Here is a 15,695-nt window from a genome sequence, read left to right as displayed (position 1 = left end):
GGTCGTCAGAGAGGCCGCGTACCCGCGTGCGGGCGAGTACGCGGCTCAGGAAGCTAGCGGTTGACGGCTTCGAGGGAGCGGAGGGCGTTGTGGGCCTCGGCCACCACGCGCTCGGCGGTCAGGCCGAACTCCTCGAAGAGCACCTTGTAGTCGGCGGAGGCACCGAAGTGCTCCAGCGACACGATCCGGCCGTGGTCGCCGACCAGCTCGCGCCAGCCCTGGGCGATGCCGGCCTCGACCGACACCCGGGCCTTGACCGACGGCGGCAGCACGCTGTCGCGGTAGGCCTGGTCCTGCTCCTGGAACCACTCGAAGGACGGCAGCGAGACCACGCGGGTGGCGATGCCCTCGGCCTCCAGGACCTCGCGGGCCTTGACGGCCAGCTGGACCTCGGAGCCGGTGCCGAGCAGGATCAGCTGCGGGTCGCCGTTGGACGCCTCGGCCAGGATGTAGCCGCCCTTCGCGGTGCCCTCGGCGGAGCCGAAGACCTCGCGGTCGAAGGTCGGGACGTTCTGGCGGGTGAGCGCCAGGCCGACCGGGCCGGGGCGGCTGGTCTGCCGCTCGACGATGGTGCGCCAGGCGACGGCGGTCTCGTTGGCGTCGGCCGGGCGGACCATGGCCAGGCCCGGGATGGCGCGCAGCGAGGCCATGTGCTCGACCGGCTGGTGGGTCGGGCCGTCCTCGCCGAGGCCGATCGAGTCGTGCGTCCAGACGTAGGTGACCGGCAGCTTCATCAGCGCGGCCAGGCGGACGGCCGGGCGCATGTAGTCGGCGAAGACCAGGAAGGTGCCGCCGTACACGCGGGTCTTGCCGTGCAGGGCGATGCCGTTCATGGTCGAGCCCATGGCGTGCTCGCGGATGCCGAAGTGGATCGTCCGGCCGTACGGGCCGGCGGACTTCAGCGGGTTGCCCTCGGGGAGGAAGGAGCTGTCCTCGTCGATGGTGGTGAGGTTGGACTCCGCGAGGTCGGCCGAGCCGCCCCACAGCTCCGGGATGACCGCGCCGAGCGCCTTGAGGGTCTCGCCGGAGGCCTTGCGGGTGGCGACCTCCTTGCCGGCCGGGAAGGAGGGGACGGACTTCTTCCAGCCCTCGGGCAGCTCGCCGGCCTGGATGCGGTCGAACTCGGCGGCGCGCTGCGGGTGGGCGGCGCGCCAGGCCTCGAAGGACTGCTGCCACTGGTCGCGGGCGGCCTTGCCGCGCTTGATGACCAGGCGGGCGTGCTCGATGACCTTGTCGCTGACCTCGAAGGTCTTCTCCGGGTCGAAGCCCAGGACCTTCTTCGTGGCGGCGATCTCGGCCGCGCCGAGCGCGGAGCCGTGGGCCTTGGCGGTGTTCTGGGCGTCCGGGGCCGGCCAGGCGATGATCGTGCGCATAGCGATCATCGACGGGCGGGAGGTCTCGGCCTTGGCGGCGGCCAGCGCGTCGGCCAGGGCGGCCGCGTCGATGTCGCCGTTCGCCTTCGGGGCGACCCGCTGGACGTGCCAGCCGTACGCCTCGTAGCGCTTGAGGACGTCCTCGGAGAAGGCGGTCTCGGTGTCGCCCTCGATCGAGATGTGGTTGTCGTCGTAGAGGGCGACCAGGTTGCCCAGCTGCTGGTGGCCGGCCAACGAGGAGGCCTCGGCGGAGATGCCCTCCTCCAGGTCGCCGTCGGAGACGATGGCCCAGATGGTGTGGTCGAAGGGAGACTCGCCGGCCGGGGCGTCCGCGTCGAACAGGCCGCGCTCGTAGCGTGCGGCCATCGCCATGCCGACCGCGTTGGCGATGCCCTGGCCGAGCGGGCCGGTGGTGGTCTCGACGCCCGCGGTGTGGCCGTGCTCGGGGTGGCCGGGGGTACGGCTGCCGGCGACCCGGAAGGCCTTGAGGTCGTCCAGCTCCAGGCCGTAGCCGGAGAAGTAGAGCTGGGTGTAGAGCGTCAGGCTGGTGTGCCCGGGAGAGAGGACGAAGCGGTCGCGGCCGACCCAGGACGGGTCGGTCGGGTCGTGGCGCAGGAAACGCTGGAAGATCAGGTACGCCGCCGGGGCCAGCGACATGGCCGTCCCGGGGTGTCCGTTGCCGACCTTCTGGACCGCGTCCATGGCCAGGACGCGCGCCGTGTCAACCGTGCGCTCATCCAGCTCGGACCACTCGAATACGTTCGTCGGCGTCGTGCTCACCCTGTCTCAGGGCTCCTTCCGTTGTGAAGAGTGACCCCGTGAAGGGGACCGGGTCGGCCACGGCGCTGTGGTCCCGACGCTTGGGTGGTGCCGGTCACGGAGGGTAGATCCCGCTTCTGCGTGCGAGCCTACCGTCCGGGCCGGGGCTCACCCTCCGTGCTGAGAGAACCTTGATTTCCGTATGTCGATTCCCACTAGAGTGCTGTGGGCGGCTTTGTCCCAGGCTCTCCTGTTTTGTCGCGCCCTGCCCCTCCGATGAGCAGGACGGGGGAGCGGTGTCGCGCCGGGCCGACTTCGTGGGTTCACCCAGGGGTGTGCGTTCCGCCTCGCCGGGGGACCCCGGAGCCGGTGGGGAGATATGGAACGTCTATGGTGTCGTGGTACGCGCAGAGCGGACGAGTTCGGGGCCTTCGTTCCCGTGGACGCCTGCGAAGATTCATCTTCAGTTGGGGTGTTAGTGACCGCCGTCGAAACCCGTCCCGCCGGGGTCACCGGGGCGACGCCTGCGCACCGTCCGCTCGGGGCCCGTGTCGGCGCCTTCGTCGCACTGACCAAGCCTCGCATCATCGAGCTGCTGCTGATGAGCACCGTGCCGGTGATGTTCCTGGCGCAGCAGGGTGTTCCGGACATGGTGCTGGTGCTGAAGGTCGTCATCGGCGGCTACCTCTCGGCGGGCGGCGCCAACGCCCTCAACATGTACATCGACCGCGACATCGACGCGTTGATGGCGCGCACCGAGCGGCGGCCGATCGTCACCGGCATGGTGTCGCCGCGCGAGGCGCTGGTGTTCGGCATCGCGCTCGCGATCGGCTCGACCCTGCTGCTGGGCCTCACCGTCAACTGGCTTTCCTCCGGGCTCGCGCTGAGCGCGCTGCTGTTCTACGTGTTCGTCTACACGCTGGGGCTCAAGCGGCGCACCACGCAGAACATCGTCTGGGGCGGCATCGCCGGCTGCATGCCGGTGTTCGTCGGCTGGGCCTCGGTCACCAACTCGCTGTCCTGGTCGGCCCTGGTGCTGTTCCTGGTGGTCTTCTTCTGGACCCCGCCGCACACCTGGGTGCTGTCGATGAAGGTGCGCGAGGACTACGAGCGCGCCGGTGTGCCGATGCTGCCGGTGATCAAGGGCAACCTGGCGGTGGCCAAGCAGGTCGTCGTCTACTCCTGGGTCATGGTGGCCGTCTCGCTGACGCTGTGGCCGCTGGGGCACATGAGCTGGCTGTACCCCGTCGCCGCGGTGGTGCTCGGCGTGGCCTGGCTGCGGGAGGCGCACGCGCTGTACGGCCGGGCCAAGGCCGGGGTCGTGGGCGCGAAGCTGAAGGAGATGCGGCTGTTCCACTGGTCGATCACCTACCTGTCGCTGCTGTTCGTGGTGACGGCGATAGACCCGTTCGTGAAGTAGCGCCTGTAGAACGGCATCTGTAGTACGTGCGGAGGAGCCCCGGTCCGGTGGACCGGGGCTCTCGTGTTCTCGCTGTGCGTTCAGCGGCGTTCAGCGGGCGGGGAGTTCGGACGGGCCGACGTGGCCGTCCAGCCAGTCCTTGAGCGGCTGCGAGGTGTGCAGGAAGGCGGTGATCCGGGTGTAGGCGGAGCGGGTGCCCAGCCACTTCGCGGGCGGCCACTCCTGCCAAGCCACCAGGCCCTTGTGACGCAGCAGCCCGATCCGCGGGTGGTCCTTGGGGTAGCCGCGCGGGGCCGACTTGAGGGTGTCCCGGCCGAACACCTGTGGGCCGTCCTTCTCCACCCGGGCGATCACGCGCTCCAGTTCGGCGCCGCTCACGTCCTCGGCGACGGCTGCGCGGTAGCGCTCCAGCTGGTCCGGGGCGAGCCGGTAGAAGCCGTTGCCGCAGGCCAGGCCGTCGGCGGAGAGCTGGATGTAGCCGCCGGCCTCCAGGTGCGCGCCGATGTGCGTCTTGTACGGGGACTTGTCGGCGCTGAAGCGGATGTCGCGGTTGGGGCGGAAGATCTTTCCCGGCCCGAACTCCGGCTCCAGGTCGGCCAGCAGCAGTTCCATGGGCGCGCGTACGGCGTCGTCGTACTGCGCCTTGTGGGCTTGCCAGAAGGTCTTGGAGTTGTCGGCCTCCAGGTGCTCGTAGAAGTCGAGCGCCTCGGCCGGCCAGCCTTGGAAGATCACCCCTTCAGTATGTGGCCCGGTGCACAGTCCGCTCCCGTCGCCAGCGCCTCTACCGGTGGGTAGCATGCGGTCATGAGCAGCGCAGAGACCTCCACCGCCGCCGCGCCGGACGCCCGTACCGAGCGCCGCGCCAAGCGCATCGCCAAGAACCTCACCAGCTTCGCCCGGCAGCACGGGGGCAGCGCCGACGCGGTCGTCGAGTACGTCGGCGCCGTGGCCACCCGGATCGTCGTGGTCGGCAAGGACGGCGCCTGGGGCGACCAGGTGGCCCCGAGCTACGCGGTCGGCCGCCGGGCCGCCGAGCTGGCCGGGCTGACCCTGCACGACGCCTTCGAGGGCGAGCTGGCCCTCAGGGTGAAGACCGGCCCGTACGAGTGGAAGCGGATGGCCGGGCTCCAGCTCGGCGGCTGACCGCCCGGCGCGAACGACGACGGCCCGGTTCCTCCATGTGGGGGAACCGGGCCGTTCGGTGTCCGGGGCCTCAGGCCGCCGCGGTCTGCGGGGTCCGGGCGGGCTGCGGCGCGGTGGGCGCCTCGTCCTCGCGGGTGCGCAGGGCGAGCGGGATGCGCAGCGCGGCGATCCAGGTCAGCGTGGCGCCGAACATGTGCAGGCCGACCAGCAGCTCCGGGACGTCCGTGAAGTACTGGACGAAGCCGAGCACGCCCTGCAGGAGCAGCACCGCGAGCAGTTCCTTGGCCCGGGCGCGGGCGGGCTGCGGGGCCTTGACCGCGGCGAACACGAAGATCACCGCGACGGCCAGGCCGACCGAGACGAAGGCCAGGTCGGCATGCGCCTGGGCGAGTCGGTCGTAGTCGATCGGGATGCGCGGCACGATCTTGTTGTCCTGGGGTGTGCCGGGGTGGTGGCCTGCGCCGGTCACGAGCGTGCCGGCCGCGACCAGCAGGCCGATCACGGTGACCAGGACGTAGGACAGCTGGTGGATCGGACGGGCCACCGCGAGCTTCGGCGGGCCGTCGCCCTCCTTGGCGCGTTCCCACATCAGCAGCGCGACCCAGACCAGGGCCATCGCGGCGATCAGGTGCAGGGCGACGGTGTACGGGTTGAGGCCGGTCAGCACGGTGATGCCGCCGAGCACCGCGTTGCTCATCACCAGCCAGAACTGCGCCCAGCCGAGCCTGGTGAGGCCGCGCCGCCAGGGCCGGTGACAGCGGGCGGCCAGGATGGCCCAGCCGACCGCGGCGCTCAGCACGTAGGTGAGCATCCGGTTGGTGAACTCGACGACGCCGTGGAAGCCCATCTCGGGCGTCGGCGTCAGGCTCTCCGAGGTGCAGCGGGGCCAGGTGGTGCAGCCGAGGCCGGAGGCGGTGAGGCGGACGGCGCCGCCGGTGACGACGATCACCACGCTCATCACCAGCGCGGCGAACGCGGCGCGCCGGACCATGGCGGCGGACGGTTGCCAGCGGTCGGCGAGCAGGGAGAAGGGGTTAGGCACGGGGTCAATCGTAGGCGGCCTTACAGGCGATCTTGGGGCGGGGCGCCCGGCCGGGAAGGCCGAAGGTTCGTCGACTGATCGTCGGCTGATCGAAACCGCGCCCCCGGTGATTGAACCTGATCACCGCGGGCGCCGTTCTTCCTGTCAGGTGACGAAGTTCATTCAGGTTTGCCGAATCCGCGTTGTGCGAGGTGGCGGCTGTGATGGGTTGGTCATGCACATCCGAGATGAGACCGACAGACGAATTCCGGTCGTGCGGCGGGGTGTGGCGAGGTACGGGAGTGCCGGTAGAGTCCCCCGGACAGTCGTAGCGGGCCACCGCGAAACACTCAACATGCCTGCTGCACAAGACCGTTCGGAGGGGAACAGCGTAATGGCGCGACAGCAGCGGCACTTCGGGTTCGGAGCAGCGGCACTTGCCGGTACGGCGGCGGCCGGTTTTCTGCTGCCCCTGGCCCTGGCCGGCACCGCCTCGGCCCATGTGCCGGCGTGGAAGGTGGACTGCGACAAGATCGCGATCGATCTGGTCAAGTACAGCGACAAGGAAGGCGTGACGAACACCGTCACCCTCACCATCGACGGCGAGAAGGTGCTGGACAAGACCTTCGGCAAGGAGTTCCACGGCACCTTCCCGGTGAAGGACCACAACGCGCCGATCACGGCGACCTTCGTGGTGAAGACCACGGAGACCCCGGCGGAGCCCGGCTGGAACATCAACGAGTCCGAGTCCATCAAGCCGTGCCACACGCCGACTCCGACTCCGACGCCGACGCCGACGCCGACTCCCACGCCGACCAAGACCCCCACCCCCACGCCGACTCCGACGTCCACCCCGACGCCGACGCCGAGCGTGACGCCGACCCCGAGCACCACCCCGTCGGTCACCCCGACCCCGTCGGTGACGCCCACCCCGAGCAGGACCCCGGCCCCGGCGCCCAGCACCAGCGCCCCGGCGCTCGCCCAGACCGGTAGCAGCTCGGCCACCCCCGTCATCGCGGCGGCCGGCGGCGGTGTGCTGCTGCTCGGCGGCGCGATCGTGCTGTTCGCCCGCAAGCGCCGTGGCGGCAGCCAGAGCTGACGTATCGTCGGCTGAACGTCCAACGCCCCCTGGCCTCAAGTGGCCAGGGGGCGTTGCGCGTTCGCGGCCGGGGTTACTCCGGAGGGCTACTCCCAGCGGAAGAAGCGGGCGGCGGCCGCCAGGCCGAGGACGGCCCAGCCGCCCAGGATGCCCAGGTCCGACCACGGCACCCCGGCGCCCGTCTGCAGGACGGACCGCAGGCCGTCCGAGAGTGCGGCGATCGGCAGCAGCTCCAGCGCCGACTGCACGGCGGACGGGAACTTGCTCAGCGGCACGATCACCCCGCCGGCCAGCAGCAGCAGGATGAACACCAGGTTCGCGGCGGCCAGCGTGGCCTCGGCCTTCAGCGTGCCGGCCATCAGCAGGCCGAGGCCGGAGAAGGCGGCCGTGCCGAGGACGAGCAGTGCGGCGACGGTCAGGGCCCCTAGCGGTGTGGCGAGCCCCTGCGGGGACCAGCCGAGGGCCAGCGCGATCACCGTCAGCAGCGCGACCTGGAGCGCCTCGGTGACCAGCACGCAGCCGGTCTTGGCGGTCAGCAGCGCCCAGCGGGGGAGCGGGCTCGCGCCCAGCCGCTTCAGCACGCCGTAGCGGCGCTCGAATCCGGTGGCGATGGCCTGGCCGGTGAAGGCGGTGGACATCACGGCCAGCGCCAGCAGGCCGGGGGCCAGGAAGTCGACCCGCTTGCCGGGGCCGTCCACCGCGACGATGTCCACGGCGGAGAACAGCACCAGCAGGACGGTCGGGATGACGACGGTGAGCAGCAGCTGCTCGCCGTTGCGCAGCAGCATCCGGGTCTCGAACGCGGTCTGCGCGAGCAGCATCCGGCCGACCGGGGCCGCGCCGGGCTTGGGGGAGTAGTCAGTCGTGGTCACGAACGCAGGTCCCGTCCGGTCAGGTCGAGGAAGACGTCTTCGAGGCTGCGGCGCTGGACGGCCAGCCGCTCGGGGAGGATGCCGGAGGCCGCGCACCAGCCGGTGACGGTGGCCAGCAGCTGCGGGTCGACGGTCGCCTCGACGCGGTAGCTGCCGGTGGCGGTCTCGGTGGCGGTGGCGCCCTCGGGCAGCTCCTTGAGCAGCGGGCCGAGGTCGAGCCCGGGCGGGCCGTCGAAGCGCAGGGCGTCCTCGGCGCCGCCGCGGCACAGCTCCTCCGGGGTGCCGGTGGCGATGACCTTGCCGCGGTCGACGATGGCGACGTGGTCGGCGAGCTGCTCGGCCTCGTCCATGTGGTGCGTGGTGACGATCACGGTGACGCCGTCCCGGCGCAGGTCGCGGACCAGCTCCCAGGTGGCGCGGCGGGCCTGCGGGTCGAGGCCGGCGGTGGGCTCGTCGAGGAAGACCAGCTCGGGGCGGCCGACCACGGCCATGGCCAGGGCGAGCCGCTGCTGCTGGCCGCCGGAGAGGCGGCGGTAGGTGGTCCGGCCGCAGGAGCCGAGGCCGAGCCGCTCGACCAGCGCGTCGACGTCCAGCGGGTGGGCGTGCAGCTTGGCGGTGTGCCGCAGCATCTCGACGGCGCGCGCGCCCGCGTACACGCCGCCGGACTGCAGCATCACGCCGATCCGGGGGCGCAGCTCGGCGTTCTGGGTGACCGGGTCGAGGCCGAGGACGCGGACCGTGCCCGCGTCGGGGCGGCGGTAGCCCTCGCAGGTCTCGATGGTGGTGGTCTTGCCGGCGCCGTTGGGGCCGAGGACGGCGGTGATCGCGCCGTGTGCGACGGTGAGGTCGAGGCCGTCCACCGCGGGCACGCGGTTGTTGAACGCAGTGCCGTAGCGCTTGACCAGCCCGGCGATCTGGACCGCGGGTTCGGAGTGCATACCGGCGAGTCTAAGAGGGCCGAACAACCATGCCGGACGCCGCCCTGCGTGATCGTTTCCGCAGGTCAGGTAAGGCTTACCTGCGTGACAGATGCCACGGGTGAGGTCTGCATCACGGCTTGTCCCTTCGGAGGGAATTACGCAACACTGGTGTTGTGAAAAACATGCGCGAGCACGCCCCGCAGCAGGAGGCCGAGTCGGCCCCCGGCTGTGACGTGCCCGTGACGGCGGCCGAGGTGCTGCTGGAGGGCCACCGCGCCACCCGGGACCGGGTCGCCCGGTCGATCCTCGACCACGGCCCCTCCTCCGCCGCCGACCTGGCGAGCCGGCTCGGCCTCACCGCCGCCGCCGTCCGCCGCCACCTCGACGGGCTGGTCGCCGCCGGCCTGGTCGAGTCCCGCGAACAGCGGGTCTACGGCAGCCGCGGCCGGGGCCGTCCGGCCAAGGTCTTCGCCCTCACCGACGGTGGCCGGGACGCCTTCTACCAGGCGTACGACCAGATCGCGGCCGACGCGCTGCGCTGGATCTCCGACTCGGTGGGCGGCGGCAAGGCGGGCGAGGAGGCGGTCGCCGCCTTCGCCCGGGCCCGGTTCGGCAAGCAGGGCGAGAAGTACCTGGAGACCCTGCGGCTGGCCGAGGCGGGGGAGCGCACCGAGGCGCTCGCCCAGGCGCTGAGCGCGGACGGGTACGCTGCCACGGTGCGGCGGGTCCCGTCGGCCGCGGCCAAGGCCCCGGCGGGCGCCCAGCTCTGCCAGCACCACTGCCCGGTCGCGCACATCGCCGAGCAGTTCCCGCAGCTCTGCGAGGCGGAGACCGAGGTCTTCTCCCAGCTGCTGGGCACCCATGTGCAACGGCTGGCCACCATCGCCCACGGCGACGGGGTCTGCACCACCTATGTGCCGGCACCCGGTGCCGCATCGTCGCCCACCCTGCGCAGCGCGGGCCCGGGCTCCGATGCCGTGCCGATTGCCGGTACGTCCACCGAAGATTCAGCGTCCGCGCGTTAGGAAGCTCGCATGACTGACACCGTTTCGCACCCCGAGCTCGAAGGCCTGGGCACTTACGAGTACGGCTGGGCCGACCCGGACACCGCAGGTGCCGCGGCCAAGCGCGGGCTCAGCGAGGAGGTCGTGCGCGACATCTCCGCGAAGAAGAACGAGTCCGAGTGGATGCTGAACCTGCGGCTCAAGGGCCTGAAGCTGTTCGGCAAGAAGCCCATGCCGACCTGGGGCTCGGACCTGTCCGGCATCGACTTCGACAACATCAAGTACTTCGTCCGCTCGACCGAGAAGCAGGCCGAGTCCTGGGAGGACCTGCCCGCGGACATCAAGGCCACCTACGACAAGCTGGGCATCCCGGAGGCGGAGAAGCAGCGCCTGGTCGCCGGTGTCGCCGCGCAGTACGAGTCCGAGGTCGTCTACCACCAGATCCGCGAGGACCTGGAGGAGCAGGGCGTCATCTTCCTGGACACCGACACCGCGCTGCGCGAGCACCCGGAGCTGTTCAAGGAGTACTTCGGCACCGTCATCCCGGCCGGCGACAACAAGTTCGCCGCGCTGAACACGGCCGTGTGGTCGGGCGGGTCCTTCATCTACGTGCCGAAGGGTGTCCACGTCGACATCCCGCTCCAGGCCTACTTCCGGATCAACACCGAGAACATGGGCCAGTTCGAGCGGACGCTGATCATCGTCGACGAGGACGCCTACGTCCACTACGTCGAGGGCTGCACCGCGCCGATCTACTCCTCCGACTCGCTGCACTCCGCGGTCGTGGAGATCATCGTCAAGAAGGGCGGCCGCTGCCGCTACACGACCATCCAGAACTGGTCGAACAACGTCTACAACCTGGTCACCAAGCGCGCCGTGGCGTACGAGGGCGCGACCATGGAGTGGGTCGACGGCAACATCGGCTCCAAGGTCACCATGAAGTACCCGGCCGTCTACCTGATGGGCGAGCACGCCAAGGGCGAGACCCTGTCGATCGCCTTCGCCGGTGAGGGCCAGCACCAGGACGCCGGCGCCAAGATGGTGCACATGGCGCCGAACACCTCCTCCAACATCGTCTCCAAGTCGGTGGCGCGCGGCGGTGGCCGGACCTCCTACCGCGGTCTGATCGAGATCGGTGAGGGCTCCAAGGGCGCCAAGTCCAACGTGCTGTGCGACGCGCTGTTGGTGGACACCATCTCCCGCTCGGACACCTACCCGTACGTGGACGTCCGCGAGGACGACGTGTCCATGGGCCACGAGGCGACCGTCTCCAAGGTCAGCGAGGACCAGCTGTTCTACCTGATGAGCCGGGGCATGACGGAGTTCGAGGCGATGGCGATGATCGTCCGCGGCTTCGTCGAGCCGATCGCGCGCGAGCTGCCGATGGAGTACGCGCTGGAGCTCAACCGGCTGATCGAGCTGCAGATGGAGGGCGCGGTCGGCTGACCCCCGACCGCCTACCGCCCACCGACTTTTGAGGAAGAGAGCACAACGAACAGCCATGGCTGACACGCCTTTGAATGCCGCAGTGAACACCGCCGGCTCGACCACCGCCGGTTCGATCGAGGTCGGTACCGCCGGCGCGGGCGCGCAGCTCGCCGGCCCCGGCACCGGCCGGACCGCGGTCCAGCAGCCGATCGACGCGCGCGTCGCGGTCAAGCCGTCCTTCGACGTGAACGACTTCCCGGTGCCGAACGGCCGCGAGGAGGACTGGCGGTTCACGCCGCTGCACCGCCTCGGCGGGCTGCACGACGGCACCGCGGCCGCCATCGCCGAGCGAGACGGCGCCGGTACGGACAAGGTCGAGTTCGTGCTGCCGGACGGCGTCACCGCCGAGACCGTCGGCCGCGACGACGCCCGCCTGGGCAAGGCCGGCAAGCCGGTCGACCGGGTCGCCGCCCAGGCGTTCAGCGCCTTCGAGCAGGCCCTCGTGGTCACCGTGCCCAAGGACGCGGTGCTCCCCGAGCCGGTCAGGATCGACGTGCGCGCCGAGGGCGGGGTCCGCTTCGCCCACGTGGTGATCGACGTCAAGCCGTTCGCCGAGGCCGTCGTGGTGCTCAACCACGTCGGCACCGGCACCCGCGCCGCCAACGTCGAGCTGCTGGTCGGCGACGGCGCCAAGCTCACCTTCGTCTCCGTCCAGGACTGGGACCGCGACGCCGTCCACGTCTCCCAGCACAACGCGCTGGTCGGCCGGGACGCCTCGTTCAAGTCCGTCGTCGTCACCTTCGGCGGCGACCTGGTCCGCCTCCACCCGCGGGTCAACTACGCCGGCCCCGGCGGCGAGGCCGAGCTGTTCGGCCTCTACTTCGCCGACGCCGGCCAGCACCTGGAGCACCGCCTGATCATCGACCACGACACGCCGCACTGCCGGTCGAACGTGGCGTACAAGGGCGCGCTGCAGGGCCAGGACGCGCACGCGGTCTGGGTCGGCGACGTGCTGATCCGCGCCGCCGCGCTCGGCACCGACACCTACGAGCTCAACCGGAACCTGGTGCTCACCGACGGCGCCCGGGTCGACTCGATCCCGAACCTGGAGATCGAGACCGGCGAGATCGTCGGCGCCGGCCACGCCTCCGCGACCGGCCGCTTCGACGACGAGCAGCTGTTCTACCTGCAGGCCCGCGGCATCCCGGCCGACGAGGCCCGCCGCCTGGTCGTGCGCGGCTTCTTCGCCGAGCTGCTCCAGCAGATCGGCGTGGCCGAGGTCCAGGACCAGCTCATGGAGAAGATCGAGGCCGAGCTGGAAGCGGCGGTCTGATCCCGATGACCTTTCTCCGTGCCTGCGCGCTGAGCGACCTCCAGGAGGACGTGCCCAAGCGCGTGGACCTCAACGGCGTGCCGGTCTCGGTCGTCCGCACCGACGAGGGGGTGTTCGCGATCAACGACATCTGCTCGCACGCGAACGTCTCGCTCTCCGAGGGCGAGGTCGAGGACTGCATGATCGAGTGCTGGCTGCACGGCTCCAGCTTCGACCTGCGCACCGGCAAGCCGTCCGGCCTGCCCGCCACCAAGCCGGTCGCTGTCTACCCCGTAAAGATCGAAGGGGACGATGTGCTCGTCTCCGTCAACCAGGAGTCCTGAGTACACATGGCAACCCTTGAAATCCGCGACCTGCACGTCTCCGTCGAAGCCGAGAACGGCCCGCGCGAGATCCTGAAGGGCGTCGACCTGACCGTGAAGCAGGGCGAGACCCACGCCATCATGGGTCCGAACGGCTCCGGCAAGTCCACCCTGGCCTACTCGCTCGCCGGCCACCCCAAGTACACCGTCACCAGTGGCTCGGTGCTGCTGGACGGCGAGGACGTCCTGGAGATGTCCGTCGACGAGCGCGCCAAGGCCGGCGTCTTCCTGGCCATGCAGTACCCGGTCGAGGTCCCGGGCGTCTCGGTGAGCAACTTCCTGCGCACCGCCGCCACCGCCGTCCGCGGCGAGGCCCCGAAGCTGCGTCTGTGGGTGAAGGAGGTCAAGGAGGCGATGGCCGCCCTCCAGATGGACCCCGCCTTCGCCGAGCGCAACGTCAACGAGGGCTTCTCCGGCGGTGAGAAGAAGCGCCACGAGATCCTTCAGCTGGAGCTCCTCAAGCCGAAGATCGCGATCCTCGACGAGACCGACTCCGGCCTCGACGTCGACGCGCTGCGGATCGTCTCCGAGGGCATCAACCGGGTCCGCTCGACCGGCGAGGTCGGCACCCTGCTGGTGACCCACTACACCCGCATCCTGCGGTACATCAAGCCCGACTACGTCCACGTCTTCGCGGCCGGCCGCATCGTCGAGTCCGGCGGTGCCGAGCTGGCCGACAAGCTGGAGGAAGAGGGCTACGAGTCGTACGTGAAGGGTGGCGCATCCGAGTGACCCATGCCCATGAGCCGTCGGTCCTGTCGGGCCTGCTCGACACCGATGCGATCCGCAAGGACTTCCCGGTCCTGCAGCGGGTGCTGCACGACGGGAAGCCGCTGGTCTACCTGGACAACGCGGCCACCTCGCAGAAGCCCCGGCAGGTGCTGGAGGCCCTGACCGCCTACTACGAGCGGCACAACGCCAACGTCCACCGCGGCGTGCACGTGCTCGCAGAGGAGGCCACGGCGCTGTACGAGGGCGCCCGGGACAAGGTCGCGGCGTTCGTCAACGCGCCGAGCCGCAACGAGGTGATCTTCACCAAGAACGCCTCGGAGTCGCTCAACCTCGTGGCCAACATGCTCGGCTGGGCCGACGAGCCGTACCGGGTGGACGCCGACTCTGAGATCGTCATCACGGAGATGGAGCACCACTCCAACATCGTCCCGTGGCAGCTGCTGTCGCAGCGCACCGGCGCGAAGCTGAAGTGGTTCGGGCTGACCGACGAGGGCCGGCTCGACCTCTCCAACATCGACGAGCTGATCACCGAGAAGACCAAGGTGGTCTCGTTCACCCTGGTCTCCAACCTGCTGGGCACCATCAACCCGGTCGAGACGATCGTCCGCAAGGCCCAGTCGGTCGGCGCGCTGGTCGTGATCGACGCCTCGCAGGCCGCCCCGCACATGGTGCTGGACGTCCAGGCGCTGGAGGCCGACTTCGTCGCCTTCACCGGCCACAAGATGCTGGCCCCGACCGGCATCGGCGTGCTCTGGGGCCGCCAGGAGCTGCTGGAGGACCTCCCGCCGTTCCTCGGCGGCGGCGAGATGATCGAGACCGTCACCATGGGCTCGTCCACCTACGCTCCGGCGCCGCACAAGTTCGAGGCCGGCACGCCGCCGATCGCCCAGGCGGTCGGGCTCGGCGCGGCCATCGACTACCTGCAGGGCGTCGGCATGGAGAAGATCGCCGCGCACGAGCACGCGATCACCGCGTACGCGGTCGAGCGCCTGCTGGAGGTCCCGGACCTGCGGATCATCGGCCCGCGCACGGCCGTGGACCGCGGCGCCGCGATCTCCTTCACCCTCGGCGACATCCACCCGCACGACGTGGGCCAGGTGCTGGACGAGCAGGGCATCGCCGTGCGCGTCGGCCACCACTGCGCGCGGCCGGTCTGCCTGCGGTACGGAATTCCGGCGACCACGCGGGCGTCGTTCTATCTGTACTCGACGCCGGGCGAGGTCGACGCGCTCATCGACGGCCTGCACCACGTCCGGAACTTCTTCGGCTGACGGACGGGGCAGGACGATCATGAAGCTCGACTCGATGTACCAGGACATCATCCTGGACCACTACCGCAACCCCCACGGCAAGGGGCTGCGGGAGGGCGACGCCGAGGTGCACCACGTCAACCCGACCTGCGGCGACGAGATCACCCTGCGGGTGAAGCTCGACGGTTCGAAGGTCACCGACGTCTCGTACGAGTCCCAGGGCTGCTCGATCAGCCAGGCCAGCGCCTCGGTGCTGAACGACCTGGTGGTCGGCAAGACCGTGGGCGAGGCGCAGGCCGTCCAGGAGGCCTTCCTGGAGCTGATGCAGAGCAAGGGCCAGGGCGAGGGCGACGAGGAGGTGCTGGAGGACGCGGTCGCGTTCGCCGGCGTCTCCAAGTACCCGGCCCGGGTCAAGTGCGCCCTGCTCAGCTGGATGGCCTGGAAGGACGCCACCGCCAAGGCGCTCGCCCAGCAGCCCGCCGTGAACGACTGATCCCGCGAAGGAGGACAGACCATGAGTGACACCACCGAGCCCACGTCCCCCGCCGCGGAGGACGGCCAGGGCGGCATCGTCGGCACCACCGCCGGCACCGTCTCGGTCGAGGACCTGACCGAGGCCCTGATGGACGTCGTCGACCCCGAACTGGGCATCGACGTCGTCAACCTCGGCCTGATCTACGGCATCCACATCGACGAGTCCGACGTGGCCACCATCGACATGACGCTCACCTCGGCGGCCTGCCCGCTGACCGACGTCATCGAGGACCAGGCCAAGACCGCCACCGACGGCCTGGTGCAGGACCTGCGCATCAACTGGGTCTGGATGCCGCCGTGGGGCCCCGACAAGATCACCGACGACGGCCGCGAGCAACTCCGCGCCCTCGGCTTCAACGTCTGAGATCTTCAATGTCTGAGATCTTCAACGTCTGAGATCCGCACGCACCAACGCCGCCGCCCGGGACGGAAATCCGTCCCGGGC

At 70.3% G+C, this 15,695-nt stretch carries 16 protein-coding genes; 11 read left to right on the top strand and 5 right to left on the bottom strand.

All coding sequences use genetic code 11. The features are described 5' to 3' along the window. Nucleotides 1-53: 53 nt before the first annotated feature. The gene (tkt, locus tag KV557_RS10335) at nucleotides 54-2,153 is read right to left on the bottom strand and encodes a transketolase (RefSeq protein ID WP_218199515.1); all 2,100 of its coding nucleotides are present in this window, start codon (nucleotides 2,151-2,153) and stop codon (nucleotides 54-56) included. 451 nt (nucleotides 2,154-2,604) lie between these two features. Between tkt and KV557_RS10330 the strand changes: the two genes are divergently transcribed. After that, complete coding sequence (locus tag KV557_RS10330; protein WP_218199514.1) at nucleotides 2,605-3,552, top strand: heme o synthase; 948 nt, start codon at nucleotides 2,605-2,607, stop codon at nucleotides 3,550-3,552. A 90-nt stretch (nucleotides 3,553-3,642) separates the two neighbouring features. Here KV557_RS10330 and KV557_RS10325 read toward each other — a convergent pair whose 3' ends face one another. Further along, entirely contained in the window at nucleotides 3,643-4,284 is a 642-nt protein-coding gene (locus KV557_RS10325) for a DUF2461 domain-containing protein (RefSeq protein WP_308129833.1), read from the bottom strand. Between the two features lie 72 nt (nucleotides 4,285-4,356). Between KV557_RS10325 and KV557_RS10320 the strand changes: the two genes are divergently transcribed. Beyond that, nucleotides 4,357-4,695, top strand: a complete 339-nt coding sequence (locus tag KV557_RS10320; RefSeq protein WP_218199512.1) for a hypothetical protein — start codon at nucleotides 4,357-4,359, stop codon at nucleotides 4,693-4,695. Between the two features lie 70 nt (nucleotides 4,696-4,765). Here KV557_RS10320 and KV557_RS10315 read toward each other — a convergent pair whose 3' ends face one another. Next, nucleotides 4,766-5,686, bottom strand: a complete 921-nt coding sequence (locus KV557_RS10315; protein ID WP_218199634.1) for a COX15/CtaA family protein — start codon at nucleotides 5,684-5,686, stop codon at nucleotides 4,766-4,768. A gap of 424 nt (nucleotides 5,687-6,110) precedes the next feature. Here KV557_RS10315 and KV557_RS10310 point away from each other — a divergent pair, with 424 nt between their 5' ends. Then, nucleotides 6,111-6,815: an LAETG motif-containing sortase-dependent surface protein gene (locus KV557_RS10310; RefSeq protein WP_218199511.1), complete on the top strand. Its 705-nt coding sequence runs from the start codon at nucleotides 6,111-6,113 to the stop codon at nucleotides 6,813-6,815. An 86-nt stretch (nucleotides 6,816-6,901) separates the two neighbouring features. On the opposite strand, the gene KV557_RS10305 is transcribed toward KV557_RS10310, so the two are convergent. Next, nucleotides 6,902-7,636: an ABC transporter permease gene (locus KV557_RS10305; protein WP_256177210.1), complete on the bottom strand. Its 735-nt coding sequence runs from the start codon at nucleotides 7,634-7,636 to the stop codon at nucleotides 6,902-6,904. 47 nt (nucleotides 7,637-7,683) lie between these two features. Beyond that, on the bottom strand, nucleotides 7,684-8,625 hold the full coding sequence (locus tag KV557_RS10300; protein WP_218199509.1) for an ABC transporter ATP-binding protein: 942 nt from the start codon (nucleotides 8,623-8,625) through the stop codon (nucleotides 7,684-7,686). A 164-nt stretch (nucleotides 8,626-8,789) separates the two neighbouring features. Between KV557_RS10300 and KV557_RS10295 the strand changes: the two genes are divergently transcribed. Genes KV557_RS10295 through KV557_RS10260 form a run of 8 tightly spaced genes read left to right on the top strand, consistent with a single transcriptional unit; the run spans nucleotide 8,790 to nucleotide 15,614 of the window. Beyond that, a complete protein-coding gene (locus tag KV557_RS10295; RefSeq protein WP_218199508.1) occupies nucleotides 8,790-9,632 on the top strand; it encodes a helix-turn-helix transcriptional regulator in 843 nt (280 codons plus the stop codon). Nucleotides 9,633-9,641: 9 nt separating this feature from the next. Further along, entirely contained in the window at nucleotides 9,642-11,057 is a 1,416-nt protein-coding gene (gene sufB, locus KV557_RS10290; protein WP_218199507.1) for a Fe-S cluster assembly protein SufB, read from the top strand. 55 nt (nucleotides 11,058-11,112) lie between these two features. Further along, nucleotides 11,113-12,372 (top strand): Fe-S cluster assembly protein SufD, encoded by a 1,260-nt coding sequence (gene sufD, locus KV557_RS10285; RefSeq protein WP_218199506.1) that lies wholly within the window; start codon nucleotides 11,113-11,115, stop codon nucleotides 12,370-12,372. 5 nt (nucleotides 12,373-12,377) lie between these two features. Then, nucleotides 12,378-12,695 carry a bifunctional 3-phenylpropionate/cinnamic acid dioxygenase ferredoxin subunit gene (locus KV557_RS10280; protein WP_153463212.1) on the top strand — a complete coding sequence of 106 codons (318 nt, stop codon included), beginning with the start codon at nucleotides 12,378-12,380 and terminating at the stop codon, nucleotides 12,693-12,695. A 6-nt stretch (nucleotides 12,696-12,701) separates the two neighbouring features. Further along, a complete protein-coding gene (gene sufC / locus KV557_RS10275; RefSeq protein ID WP_218199505.1) occupies nucleotides 12,702-13,466 on the top strand; it encodes a Fe-S cluster assembly ATPase SufC in 765 nt (254 codons plus the stop codon). Between the two features lie 23 nt (nucleotides 13,467-13,489). Beyond that, the gene (locus tag KV557_RS10270) at nucleotides 13,490-14,737 is read left to right on the top strand and encodes a cysteine desulfurase (RefSeq protein WP_256177209.1); all 1,248 of its coding nucleotides are present in this window, start codon (nucleotides 13,490-13,492) and stop codon (nucleotides 14,735-14,737) included. Nucleotides 14,738-14,756: 19 nt separating this feature from the next. After that, nucleotides 14,757-15,209, top strand: coding sequence for a Fe-S cluster assembly sulfur transfer protein SufU (gene sufU, locus KV557_RS10265; protein ID WP_218199503.1), 453 nt, complete (start codon nucleotides 14,757-14,759; stop codon nucleotides 15,207-15,209). A gap of 21 nt (nucleotides 15,210-15,230) precedes the next feature. Further along, nucleotides 15,231-15,614 (top strand): metal-sulfur cluster assembly factor, encoded by a 384-nt coding sequence (locus KV557_RS10260; RefSeq protein WP_218199502.1) that lies wholly within the window; start codon nucleotides 15,231-15,233, stop codon nucleotides 15,612-15,614. Nucleotides 15,615-15,695 lie beyond the last annotated feature (81 nt).

Origin of the sequence: Kitasatospora aureofaciens (genome assembly GCF_019192735.1) — a bacterium.
In the GTDB taxonomy this organism is placed as follows: domain Bacteria; phylum Actinomycetota; class Actinomycetes; order Streptomycetales; family Streptomycetaceae; genus Kitasatospora; species Kitasatospora aureofaciens_A.
Note: the sequence above shows the minus strand (reverse complement) of the source record. Positions and strands in the feature narration are given on the sequence as shown.